The sequence below is a fragment of the Micromonospora olivasterospora genome, assembly GCF_007830265.1.
GTDB classification, from domain to species: Bacteria; Actinomycetota; Actinomycetes; order Mycobacteriales; family Micromonosporaceae; genus Micromonospora; species Micromonospora olivasterospora.
On the sequence record NZ_VLKE01000001.1, the window covers coordinates 3,384,398 to 3,396,711 of the forward strand.

Annotated in this window: 10 protein-coding genes; 8 read left to right on the forward strand and 2 right to left on the reverse strand. The window is 70.5% G+C overall.

Going from position 1 to position 12,314, the window contains the following annotated elements:
• Positions 1–46 precede the first annotated feature (46 nt).
• The 5 genes from JD77_RS33630 (at position 47) to JD77_RS15395 (ending at position 5,071) form a co-directional block, all read left to right on the forward strand.
• A complete protein-coding gene (locus JD77_RS33630) occupies positions 47–409 on the forward strand; it encodes a helix-turn-helix domain-containing protein (RefSeq protein ID WP_246140683.1) in 363 nt (120 codons plus the stop codon).
• 123 nt (positions 410–532) lie between these two features.
• Positions 533–2,542, forward strand: coding sequence for a serine hydrolase domain-containing protein (locus JD77_RS15380; protein WP_145775016.1), 2,010 nt, complete (start codon positions 533–535; stop codon positions 2,540–2,542).
• 41 nt (positions 2,543–2,583) lie between these two features.
• On the forward strand, positions 2,584–3,915 hold the full coding sequence (locus JD77_RS15385) for a sensor histidine kinase (RefSeq protein WP_145775017.1): 1,332 nt from the start codon (positions 2,584–2,586) through the stop codon (positions 3,913–3,915).
• Positions 3,912–4,568: a response regulator gene (locus tag JD77_RS15390; RefSeq protein WP_145775018.1), complete on the forward strand. Its 657-nt coding sequence runs from the start codon at positions 3,912–3,914 to the stop codon at positions 4,566–4,568. Before JD77_RS15385 ends, JD77_RS15390 begins: the two co-directional genes overlap by 4 nt.
• Positions 4,569–4,675: 107 nt before the next feature.
• Positions 4,676–5,071 carry a hypothetical protein gene (locus JD77_RS15395; RefSeq protein WP_145775019.1) on the forward strand — a complete coding sequence of 132 codons (396 nt, stop codon included), beginning with the start codon at positions 4,676–4,678 and terminating at the stop codon, positions 5,069–5,071.
• 73 nt (positions 5,072–5,144) lie between these two features.
• Here JD77_RS15395 and JD77_RS15400 read toward each other — a convergent pair whose 3' ends face one another.
• Positions 5,145–5,771: a DJ-1/PfpI family protein gene (locus JD77_RS15400; protein WP_145775020.1), complete on the reverse strand. Its 627-nt coding sequence runs from the start codon at positions 5,769–5,771 to the stop codon at positions 5,145–5,147.
• Positions 5,772–5,942: 171 nt separating this feature from the next.
• On the reverse strand, positions 5,943–6,434 hold the full coding sequence (locus JD77_RS32845) for a TroA family protein (protein ID WP_211372576.1): 492 nt from the start codon (positions 6,432–6,434) through the stop codon (positions 5,943–5,945).
• A 1,077-nt stretch (positions 6,435–7,511) separates the two neighbouring features.
• Between JD77_RS32845 and JD77_RS15410 the strand changes: the two genes are divergently transcribed.
• The 3 genes from JD77_RS15410 (at position 7,512) to JD77_RS15420 (ending at position 12,292) form a co-directional block, all read left to right on the forward strand.
• The gene (locus JD77_RS15410) at positions 7,512–9,569 is read left to right on the forward strand and encodes a phosphocholine-specific phospholipase C (RefSeq protein WP_246140684.1); all 2,058 of its coding nucleotides are present in this window, start codon (positions 7,512–7,514) and stop codon (positions 9,567–9,569) included.
• Between the two features lie 630 nt (positions 9,570–10,199).
• Positions 10,200–11,699 (forward strand): alkaline phosphatase, encoded by a 1,500-nt coding sequence (locus tag JD77_RS15415; RefSeq protein WP_145775021.1) that lies wholly within the window; start codon positions 10,200–10,202, stop codon positions 11,697–11,699.
• 71 nt (positions 11,700–11,770) lie between these two features.
• Positions 11,771–12,292: a hypothetical protein gene (locus tag JD77_RS15420; RefSeq protein ID WP_145775022.1), complete on the forward strand. Its 522-nt coding sequence runs from the start codon at positions 11,771–11,773 to the stop codon at positions 12,290–12,292.
• Positions 12,293–12,314 lie beyond the last annotated feature (22 nt).

The window sequence follows — 12,314 nt, forward strand, 5'->3', positions numbered from 1 at the left end:
ACGAGGCCTCCCGGCCGCCCGCGGCCGGGTCGGCGGCCGGCCCAGCGTGATCAATCCGGAGATTCTGCGCGCTGCCCGGGACATGCTGCCCAACCCGGAGGCCAGCGTCGCCTCGATCGCCAAACTGCTCGGCGTCAGCCCCGGCACGCTCTACAACCACATCCCCGAGCTGCGCGCCGCCGGCCGGGCCCGGGCCGCGGCGATCACCGCTCCACGCCGCGGCGTCCGGGTGGGTGGGCATCATGGACAGGGTCAGGCCCAGCAGCGCCGCGCTCCACTGGTTCTCCTCGGTCTTGCTGTCCCCCGGGGTGACCGCGGTCCCGTCACGACGGGTCTCGTACAACTGGTTGCCGCTGGTCCCGATCAGGCCGGGATGCGGCAGCGGGGCGATTTCCGACGAAGGTCGTAGGCAGAATGCCGTCCTGCGCCAGATGGCACCACGCCCCCGGTCCCGCAGGCTTTTCCCAGGCACCGGGTGACGCCGCACGGATCCCTCCGGACACCCGATCGGCCTGGAAGGTAGCAGCCCGACATGCTTCGCCAAGATCCCGCCCGGCCCCGGGCGTCCCGCCTGCGCCGGCTCGGCGCGGCTCTGGTGGCGACGGTCGCCGTCGCCGCCACCGCCGCCGGGTGCGGCACCGCACCGACCGCCATGTCCGTTCCCACGCCACCCGCTCCCGGCGCGCCGGCCGACCCGGCCGCGCTGAACGCGGCCGACGTCGACGCCTGGCTCGACGGCCTGCTGCCCGCCGCGCTCCAGCGGACCGGCATCCCCGGCGCCACCGTCGCCGTCGTCCGCGACGGCGAGATCCTCACCACCCGTGGCTACGGCCACGCGGACACCGGCACCGGCACCGGCCAGCCGGTACCGGTCGACCCGGACCGGCACCTGTTCCGGGTCGGCTCGGTGTCGAAGCTGGTCACCGCCGTCGCCGTCCTCCAGCTCGTGCAGAGCGGCGATCTCGACCTCGACGCCGACGTCGACGAGTACCTGGACTTCACGCTGCCCCGCCGCTACGACGAGGCGGTCACGCTGCGGCACCTGCTGACCCACACCGCCGGGTTCGAGGAGCGCATCGCCGGGCTGATCGGCCTCGACGGCAGCAGCCCGGACCTGCGCGCGGCGTTGGCCACCGACCCGCCGGAGCAGATCTACCGGCCGGGCACCGTGCCCGCCTACTCCAACTACGGCAACGCGCTGGCCGGATACATCGTCGAGCACGTCAGCGGGACGCCGTTCGAGGAGTACGTCGACCGCAACGTGCTGGCCCGGGCCGGCATGGCGTCGTCGACGTTCGCGCAGCCGCTGCCCCCGGCCCTGGCCGACCGGATGGCCAGCGGCCACGACGCCGCCGGTGTCGCCGGTCCGTTCGAGATCGTCGGCATTCCCCCGGCGGGCGCGTTGAGCGCACCGGCCACCGACATGGCCCGGTTCATGCTGGCGCTGATCGGCGAACCGGTCGGCGAGGGTCCGCTGCTCGACGCCGCCACCCGCGAGCTGATGCAGCGTCCCGGGCTCGACGCCACCTCGCTCGGCACCCTCGCGGACGGCCCCCGGATGGCGCTGGGGCTGTTCGACGAGAGCCGCAACGGCCGACACATCCTCGGTCACGGCGGCGACACCATGTTCTTCCACTCGCACCTACAGATCTACCCCCGGGAGCGGGCCGGCATCTTCCTCTCGCTCAACGGCGGCGGCCGGGGCGAGCTGGACAGCCTCGAGCTGCGCCAGGCGGTGATGAACGGCTTCGCCGACCGCTACTTCCCGGGCACGTCGGAGCGACCGGCCGGCGTCGACGCGCAGACCAGCGCCGCACACGCCGCCGCCGCAGTCGGTACGTACACCGACTCGCGCGGTTTCGGCAGCAACTTCCTGACCACCATCGGCCTGGTCGGTCGGACCACCGTCAGCGTCGCCGACGATCACCGGCTGCTGTTCGAGCCGGGCCCGCTGTCGGCCACCCCGGCCCTGTACGAGGAGGTGGCTCCCTGGGTCTGGCGCGAGGTGGGCGGGCAGCGCACGCTGGCCATGCGGGTCGCCGACGACCGGGTGACGGCGATCAGCCACGACTCCGCGTTCACCCTGCTGCCGGTCGAGCCGGCACGGGCCACGGCGGTGGTCGTACCGGTGCTCGGTGCCGCCGTGCTGGTGCTTGCGCTGACCGTGCTCTCCTGGCCGTTCGGTGCCCTCGTCCGACGAGTGCTCGGTCGGCCACGCCGTGATCCGGCGGGGCGTACCGCGCGGGTGCTCAGCCGCGTCGCGGTCGCGGGTGCGCTGCTCGCGCTGATCGGCTGGGCGGTGAACATCGCGGCCGTCATGGGGTTGCAGGAGGTCTCCGCCGCCTCGCTGCGCACCGTGCAGGTGCTCCAGGTGATCGGCCTGCTCGGGGTGCTGCCCGCAGGGGTGCGGCTGGTCGACGACGTACGGCGGCGCGTCGGCTGGCACCGGGTCGCCGCCAGCGCCCTGATCCTGCTGGCCCTGGCCGGTACGGGCTGGTTCGCCGTCGAGTTCATGCTGCTCGCGCCTAGCATCTCCTACTGACGCGTCGATCCGGGACGGACCGGAGCAAGGAAGTCCACCGCATGAGCACCCACCCAGATCCGCAGGCCGAGGCGACGCCCCGGACGCCGCGGCTGACCAGGCGGCTTGACGAGCGGCTCACCCGGCTCGGCGTGACCGGCCGGTTCGCCCGGGACGGCCTGCTCGCGGCGGCCGTCACCGTGGCCACCCTGCTGCTGCTGGCGATGCTGTTCTGGATCGTCGCACCGGCGGAGGGTCTCGCCGTCGACCCGGCGCGGGCCTGGCTGGTGCTGGTGCTCTGCGGTGTGCAGGCGGTGCTGCTCTGCCTACGTCGGATCCGTCCGCTGCTCTGCCTCGCCCTGGTCGTCGCCCTGCAACTGGTGGTGGTCGGCCTGTCCCTGCCGGAGATGTCGATCCGGGGCCTCGCGCCGTTCGTCGCCGCGTACACCGTCGGCACGCTGCGGCCGGTCCGGACGGCGCTGCTGATCGCGGGGGTCGCCACGCTGGCGGAGACGGCGGGGGCGGTCGCCACCGCAGTCCTCGTCGCCCCCAACATCCTCCTCGCCACGCTCGGCAGCCTCACCGCGAGTGCCCTGACCTACCTCGGCGCGGCCTTCGTCGGTGGCTACGTCGCCACCTACCGGCGCTACGTCGAGCTGGTCCGGGTACGCGCCGAGGAGGCGGTCCGGGCACAGCAGGCCGGCGTGCAGGCGGCGATCGGCGCGGAACGGTCCCGGATGGCGCGGGAGCTGCACGACGTGGCCGCCCACCACCTCTCCGGCATGGTGGTGCAGGCGGCGGCGGTGGAGCGACTGATCGACCGCGACCCGGCGGCGGCCCGCGCCGGGGTGGCCTGGATCCGCGCCCAGGGCAAGCAGACCCTGGACAACCTGCGACTGGTGGTGGGGGTGCTGCGCGGACGGACCGGGGCGGAGGCGGGCGACGGCACGGTCCCGGTGCCCGGCCTGGCCGTCCTCGACGACCTCGTCCGCACCGCCGCTGACCTCGGCGGCCCGGTCGAGTTCGTCCGCGAGGGGCAACCGCGCGAGGTGCCGCCGATCGCCGACGTGGCGCTCTACCGGGTGGCGCAGGAGTCGCTCTCCAACGCCCGCCAGCACGCCCCCGGCGCCCCGGTCCGGGTGGCTCTGCGCTACCTCGACCGCCGGGTGACGCTCGAGGTACGCAACGACCCGCCGCCCCGGCGGCCCGAGCCGGCCACCCGCACCACCGGCGGCGTGGGCCTGGTGGGCATGCGGGAACGCGCACAGCTCATCGGTGCCGAGTTCACCGCCGGGCCGACCGCCGACGGCGGCTGGACGGTCACGGTGCACCTGCCGACCGCACCGGAGGTCGCCCGCGCCGCGACGGCGACCGCGCAGGGAGACCCGACATGATCAGGGTGATGCTCGTCGACGACCAGGCGGTGGTGCGGACCGGGTTCCGGGTCATCCTGGAACAGGCCGCGGACATCGAGGTGGTGGCCGAGGCGTCGAACGGCGACGCGGCGGTCGACCTGGCCCGCCGGCACTGGCCGGACGTGATCTGCATGGACGTCCGGATGCCCGGCGGCGACGGGCTCACCGCCACCCGCCGGATCGTCGGCGAGGCCACCGAGACGCCGCCCGCCGTGCTCGTGGTGACCACGTTCGACCTCGACGAGTACGTCTTCGGCGCGCTGGAGTCCGGTGCCAGCGGGTTCATCCTCAAGGACTGCGAACCCGAGGAGCTGATCGAGGCGGTATGCCGCCTGGCCGGCGGGTACGGGCTCGTCGACCAGGCGGTCACCCGCCGGGTGATCACCGAGTTCGCCCGCCGCACCGCCGCACCGCGTACCGATGCGGTGGCCGCGCACCAGCTCACCGCGCGGGAGGCCGAGATCGTCCGGCTGCTCGCCCAGGGTCTGTCGAACGTGGAGATCGCCACCGAGCTGTTCATCGAGACCAGCACCGTCAAGTCGCACCTCGGCCGGGCGATGGCCAAGATCGGTGTACGGGACCGGTTGCAGACGGTCGTCTGGGCGTACCAGAACGGTGTCGTGCCGCGCTGACGCGCCTGACCTGGTCCCGCTACGCCGGCGCGAACTTCAGCACCGGCCTGGACGCGGTCCACTCCCGCACACCGGAGCTGTCCACCACCCTGCCCGGCACTCCCACCGTGGTCGCTGAGGCCGGACACCACGGCAGTGGCGGCGAGGCCACCGCCGTCGACCCGGCCGCCACCGACCGGGTCCTCACCGTCGCCCGCACCGCCGGACTCACCGGACCGGTGGAGATCACCCCACCCGAGGACACCCGCTCCGCGTGGACCGTCACCCAGGTCGACAACACCTGGCCGGTACGGTTCGCCATCGGGTGGGCCCTGCCACTGTTCGGGCTCATGCTGCTCGCGTTCCTCGCCATCGACCTCGCTGTGGCCGCTTGGACGAGCCGCCGAGGAGGGCAGCGCCTGCCTGATGTGCCGGTGGCCGCCGACCTGGCGCTCCGCGCGCTTCTCCTGCGCCGGGCACTCCCGACGCGATCAGGATCCGTGGCCGGTCTGGCGAAGCCATGACGGTCACCAGGCCACGCGATCCGGGATGTCGCTGCTTGTACGACACCCGGTGGCACGCCGATCCCCTTTCGCCTCAAGCCGTCAGGATCTCGATCGCGCTTTTCCGAACTGTCGCCGGTGCCGAGTCCACCGAGCCTGAGTGGTAGGGCGGCTCCGGCGCGTACTCGATGATGAGCTGCACGGTCTGCGCCACGTCATCGCCACTGATCAGACCGGCCAGGGTCAACGCCATGTCGATGCCGGCCGACACGCCGGCCGCGGTCGCGTAGTGCCCGTCGATGACGACCCGATCCCTCGACGGTGTCACGCCGAACTCGGTGAGCATGTCCAGCGCAGCCCAGTGGGTGGTAGCCCGGCGGCCGGTGAGGAGGCCCGCTGCGGCGAGTATGAGGGCGCCGCTGCAGACGGACGTCGTCCAGGCGCTGGTCCGGTCGACATCCCGCAGCCATCGGTGCAGGGGTCCGTCGGACATCTGCGCCGACTGGCCGGGTCCGCCTCCGATGAGGACGACATCTGGACTGGTCACATCGTCGAGCGTCGCCATGGCTTCGATCAACAGGCTGCCCAGGTCGTTGCGGACGAGACCCGTGCGCTCGGCGACAAAGACAACCTCGACGTCCGGCAGGCGCCCCAGAACCTCGTAGGGTCCGACTACGTCCAGGGCGGTGAATCCGGGATAGAGAACAACGGCTACCTGCATGTCAGCGCTCCTTGATGAGGTGTGATGCCACTCCGGCTTTCGACTCTCGGGTGTCAGCCCGCTGAGCGAAACCGGTCCGGCCAGCTGCGTCATCGCGGTCGGCCCTCCCGCCGGGTGGCGGGGTGGCCGCTGCGAACACAAAATGCGGACGACCGGTCAGCGGATGGGTGGTCACTGCTCCGCGTACGCCGAAGACGTCGGCCAGATCTTGTCGTCGAACCCACCCGCCCAGGTCGAGATCACCAGGTCCGGAGACTGGGCCAACACCTGCTCGCGGGGCACCTCGAAGTTCTTGTTCAGCTTCAGCCCCGCGGTCGGGACCGCGTCGATCTTCGCGATCATGGTCGGATCGTCGGACACGCCGTACCGCTGACTGTTCGCCACGATGCGGTCCTGCACACCGAGCGCGATCATCGACTCGACCTCGGCCACCGACGCGCCGTTGGGCAGCACCACCCGACGCGGAGCCTGGTTGAACGTGACCTGGCGCCCACAGTTGTCGATCGTCAGCGGATACGTGGTACGAGGCCCGGCCGCCTCGGACGCGCCCGCCGACACCGCCGGCGCATCCGGCACCTTCGTCCCGGAACACGCGCCGAGCGGCAGGAGGATGCCGGCGGCCAGCGCCGTGCGGAAAAATCGGAAATCGCGGGTACGGCTCACCCACCTACCGGCTCGTGCCATCGGGAACTCGCCTTCTGCCGTCGAACCACGTCGGAATCCCGAAGCGCGGGCACCGGACGCCCGTGTCCAAGGCGGAATCCGTACGACCGGCATGCAGATAGTCGGAGCATCGGCACCGATGGTTCCCGACCACAGTTCCGGCCCGAGCAGAGGCTCGCGGGAGCACGTTCCTTTCGTGCGGCTACCGGCCGCGGCTGTCACCGCAACGGTCAACGCCTCCGCGCTGGGAACTGCGCCGACTCCGCACTGGACGGCCGATCCGGTGCAGCGCGAGTTCCTCGGGAACGGGAACGACGCCCGGCCCGCCCGCGGCGACCCACGCCTGGATGATCGCGGCGGTCCCATCGTCGACGATGCCGAACCAGGTCGGCCGGCCACCGGGGCGCCGACCCTGCGGCGACCGACGCACCACGACAACGTCGGCGTAGTCGCATCGACCGAGACACCGCGCGGTCCGGACGGTCGCGAGATCCGGACGATCAGTGGCGAGCGGCCACCTGCGACCGGCGCCCACGTCCGGATCCTGGCTCGCACCAGCGCCCGGGCTCCCACAACAGCAGCCGGCGCAGACGACCAGGGTCGCCATGAATCCCCCCGACCGCCCAATCGGACGGCAGCCTATGACACCGCCAGCCACGACGATCCGCGGGAGGACCACAGAGGATAGTCATGGAGCCTTGCGGCTTGGACGCATCTGTCGGGTTGCAGGATCGCGCTCGCCGCCCCCCTCCCTGTCGGCAGATGGATCGAGGATCGCATCAGCCAGCTAAGGCGTTCACCTATTGGTGCAGCAGACCCGATGCAGTTCAACGCCGTTCAGTGCACCTGGCTGCTCCCCGCCCCCTGGCGTCTCTCCCTTGCCGTCGACGCTCCGCCCACGTTGTGGGTCGCCGCTGCGTTCGCCGAACTCTCCCGGGCGGATCTGACCGCAGACCCGACACGGGAGGTTCAAGGCACCCGCCGATCCCACAACGCAACGGCGCCCGCACGGCTGCTCCCTGTTCCGCGGCCCGCCACGAACCGGCAACCCGGGGTTGATCTCCGGCGAGGATCGTCATGCCCCGCACAGACGTGATCGAACGAGAGGGCATCACCGTGGTGGACATCGATCGCAGGCGGTTCCTGAAGTTGACCGGCGCGGCCTCCGCCGCAGGCCTGGCCCACAGCCTGCTCGGCAGCGTCCAGCGGGCCGCGGCCATCGCCCCACAGGGCAGCACCGGAACGATCATGGACGTCGAACACGTGGTGATCCTGATGCAGGAGAACCGTTCGTTCGACCACTATCTCGCCTCGCTGCGCGGAGTCCGCGGCTTCGGCGACCCGCACCCGGTGCAGCTTCCCTCTGGGAAGTCCGTTTGGCACCAGGCGGACAGCAAGGGGGAGGTGCTCCCCTTCCACCCGCAGGTCGACGACCTGGGCGCCGCATTTTTGCAAGGCCTCGACCACGCCTGGCCGGGCGGCCAGAAGGCGGTCAACAACGGCCACTACGACCAGTGGATCCCCGCCAAGACACCCGCTACCATGGCCTACCTGTTGCGGCAGGACGCCGCGTTTCACTATGCGCTCGCCGATGCGTTCACCATCTGCGATGCGTACTACTGCTCGTTCATCGGCAACACCGACCCCAACCGCTACTACCTGTGGACCGGCTGGACCGGCAACGACGGCAAGGGCGGCGGACCGGTGCTCTACAACGACGAACTCGGCTACGACTGGCCGACCTACCCCGAACGACTGGAAGCGGCCGGGATCTCGTGGAAGATCTATCAGGACATCGGCAGTGGCCTGAACGCCGCCGGCTCCTGGGGCTGGGACAACGACGCCTACATCGGCAACTACGGCGACACCTCGTTGTTGTATTTCAACTCCTACCGCAACGCCCAGCCCGGCGACCCGCTGTACGAGAAGGCCCGCACCGGCACCGAGAACAGAAAGGGCCAAGACTACTTCGAGATCCTCGCCGCCGATGTGAAAGCCGACCGTCTGCCCCAGGTTTCCTGGGTCTCCGCCCCCGAGGCATTCACCGAGCACTCCAACTGGCCCACCAACTACGGTGCCTGGTACATCTCCAAGGTCCTGGACACCCTGACCAGCAACCCCGACGTGTGGGCCAAAACCGCGCTGTTCATCACCTACGACGAGAACGACGGCTTCTTCGACCACCTGGTGCCACCGCACCCGAACACCCCGATCGTTCCCGGCGCCTCCACAGTTTCCACCGAGCACGAGTTCTACCCCGGCAGCAGCCGCGCCAAGCCCGGCCCCTACGGCATGGGCCCTCGGGTACCGATGTTCGTGGTCTCACCCTGGTCCACCGGCGGCTACGTCTGCTCCGAGACCTTCGACCACACCTCGGTGATCCGTTTCCTGGAACAGCGGTTCGGCATCGCCGAACCGCAGATCACCCCCTGGCGGCGCACCGTTGCCGGCGACCTGACCTCGGCCTTCGACTTCTCCCGCAGCGTCACCGGACTCGCGGCCCTGCCAGACACCTCGGCGATGAAGCCGCAAGACCGGTTGCGGCACAAGACCTATTACCCACCCCGTCCGGTCAGCACGAAGATGCCGACCCAGGAGCCCGGTACCCGCCCGGCCCGGCCGCTCGGATACAACCTGAACGTCGTCGAGAAGCCCAGCAACCCGCTGGATCTCACGATCGTGAACAACGGATCCCTGGGTGCGCATTTCCAAGCCCGGCTAATCACCCCGGCCAGACAACCGCACAGCTACACCGTGGGCGCGGGCCACCAGCTCGACACCCAGCTGCCGGTCTCCGGCGCGTACGAGGTGCACCTGCACGGCCCCAACGGCTTCTTCCGCAAACTGGCTGGCGACACCCGCACCGACAGGGTCGCCGTCACTCTGCGACCGCTAGGCGACTCGGGCAAGCTCCGAGTGGAGATCAACGCCCCACACGACGCCACCGAAGTCACCGTCGCCGACGTCTACGCCGGGCCGGTCCGACTCCACGGCAACGGCAAGTACGCCGACCTGGACACACGCGACGCCGGTGGTTGGTACGACATCACCGTCACCGCCGGCAGTTTCGTCCGCGTCTTCGCCGGACACCTGGAAAACGGCTCCGCCAGCATCAGCGACCCCTCCCTCGGCTGACCCAGGCGTTCCCCACGGCCCGCGACCGCTCCAAAAGAGCCGTCGCGGGACCCGACCCAACCCCCCTCACCCAGAGAGGTAGCCAGGCTGCGAGGCACCCGACCCGCCGGCGGACCGCCTCGACCGGTAGCGGGTCGGGTCTCGACGGGTGTGCCGACCGGGGGCTCAGGAATGGGTGGGGTACCGGTACCGGATCAGCTGGGAGTTCTACTTCGCCTTCGGCGCCGCGCTGATCCCCGTCCTGAACTGAACCGTCGCACGTCAACCGGTCCTGGCATCGTCGATGCCAGGACCGGTTGACAACGAGGAAACACCAGGCCAAGCACAGCCGGGTTCACGTAGCTGCGCCGGTCACCTGGGGTCCTACACCCGCCCCAACCCGCTGAAGCGTGGAAGCGGTAGCTGCCGGCGGGACCTCGCCGGCCCGGGGACGACATATGGGAGCCCCACTTGACCATGGTGTGCGAGTCGGTGCCACGACGTGTCCGACACGCCTGACCAGACTCGTCATCTGCGAGTTCATCCTCAGCTTCGGCTGTGGCCATCCGGACAGCCGCGTGTGTTCGTTGACCCGGCCTAGTTTCCGCATTAGGCGCCGCGTGGCGCCTGTCCTGCTCTGAGGGGAAATTCATGTCCACTCGTATCCGCACGCGTTCGGCTGCGGCGGCGGTCGTATTGCTGGCCGGCGCTGTCGGCGCCGGCGTGGTCAGCAGCACGCCGGCGACCGCGGCGGGCGGCAACAACGGTCGGATCAAGAACGTCATCTACCTGCTCGGCGACGGTATGGGTCGCACCCACGTCACCGCAGCCCGCGAGCGCTTCTACGGCGCCGCCGGACACCTGGCGATGGAGACCATGCCGGTCGTCGGGCAGGTCAGCACCTACGCGGTGGAGAAGAACTCCGGCCAGCCGGGTGCCGCCGACTTCGCCCCGAACTATGTCACCGACTCCGCGTCGGCGGCGACCGCGTGGGCGTCGGGAGTCAAGACCTACAACGCGGCCCTCGGGGTCGATGGCAAGGGGAAGGTCGTTCCGACGGTGATGGAGCTGGCCAAGCAGGCCGGCTACCGCACCGGGAACGTGTCCACCGCCGAGATCACCGACGCGACCCCGGCCGGCCAGATGAGCCACGCCCTGGCGCGCGGCTGCCAGGGCCCCAGCTACTCCGCGGCGGCTTGCCAGGACACCAGGGTCACCGGTGACCTGCTGCCCACGTCTGATGTTCGGGTTACCCCGATCGCGGACCAGATCGCCCGTAACGGCACCTCCGACGTCATCCTCGGCGGTGGCCTGGCCCGGTTCGACGCCGCGGACGAGAAGGCCCTGAAGGAGCAGGGCTACACCCTGCTGGGTTCCCCGGCCAGCCAGACGGTCGCCACCCGTGGCGACCTGGCCGCCACGCGCGGCGGCAAGGTGTTCGGGTTGTTCAACAAGGGCAACCTGACCATCGAGAAGTACAAGCGGGAGCACCCGGACTCGCCGCAGGCCGCGGAGCCGGCACTGCCGGAGATGACCAGCAAGGCCATCGACCTGCTCGCCGGCAACAACGGCGGCGGCAAGGGCTTCTACCTGCAGGTCGAGGGCGCGCTGATCGACAAGCGGTCGCACGCCAACGACGCGGCCCAGACGCTGGAGGAGATGAAGGCGTTCGACGACGCGGTGAAGGTGGCGTTGGACTTCGCCAAGCGTGACGGGCACACCCTGGTCATCGTCACCGCCGACCACGAGTGCGCCGGATTCAACATCATCGAGAAGGGCAGCTTCACCAACGCGGAGGCCGCCGCCCCGCCGGTCAACGTCGACGGCGGCAACACGGCCAACAACTCCACCCCCACCCGACCGAGTGGCAACGTCAAGGACCCGAACCGGTCGACCGGCATCATCAACGGCGCCGGCGCCACTGATCCGCGGAACTTCGCCCCCGCCACGTTCCGCACCCCGGATGACCCCGCCGCCGTCCGCGACGGGTCGCCCGAGGCCAGCCTCTGGCTCACCTACCTGTCCGGCAACCACACCGGCGCCGACGTGCCGGTGTTCGCCTACGGCGCCGGCGCTGAGGCCATGGCCGGCAGCATCGACAACACCGCCCTGTTCGCCGTCGTCGGCCGCGCCCTCAGCCTGACCAACTGAACACCCCTGCCACGGGTGGGTCGGAAGCCACACGGGCTTCCGACCCACCCGCTCCACACGAGGAGAGACCCGTGCCGAACAAACGGCATCTCACCCTGGCTGGCCTGCTGGCCGCCGCAGTGGGGCTAGCCGCCACCACCGCCTGCTCCGACCAGCCCGACGCCGAGCACGCTCCAGCCCCGGCCGCAGCGGTGAAGACCGCGTTTCCAGGGCTGACACCCGCCTCCGGCGAGCCGACGCTGCCAAGGCTCAGCCGGCAGCATCCTGCCCCCGGCACCGTCACCACCGTTCCGGGCCCCTTCGACGACCGCTTCGACTTCGCCGACCTGACCCTGAACCGTGACACGGTCGGCGGATCGATCAAGGTCACCAGCGATGTCAGTGCGATCCTGGAGCTCCAGGTTGTCGCCGGCCTATACGACAGCAACGGACAGCTACTGCACACCGGCCGGTTCGTCCACCACCTCACCGAGGACGGACACGACCACGGGGCACCAGAAGAACGCGAACTGTTCAGCATCTCCATCCCCGGCCAGCTTCGCGGCCGGGTGGTGTCCGCCGCAGTGGGTGTCCCCGTCCTGGTGAACGAATAGCCCACCGACCGCCGTGGACGTG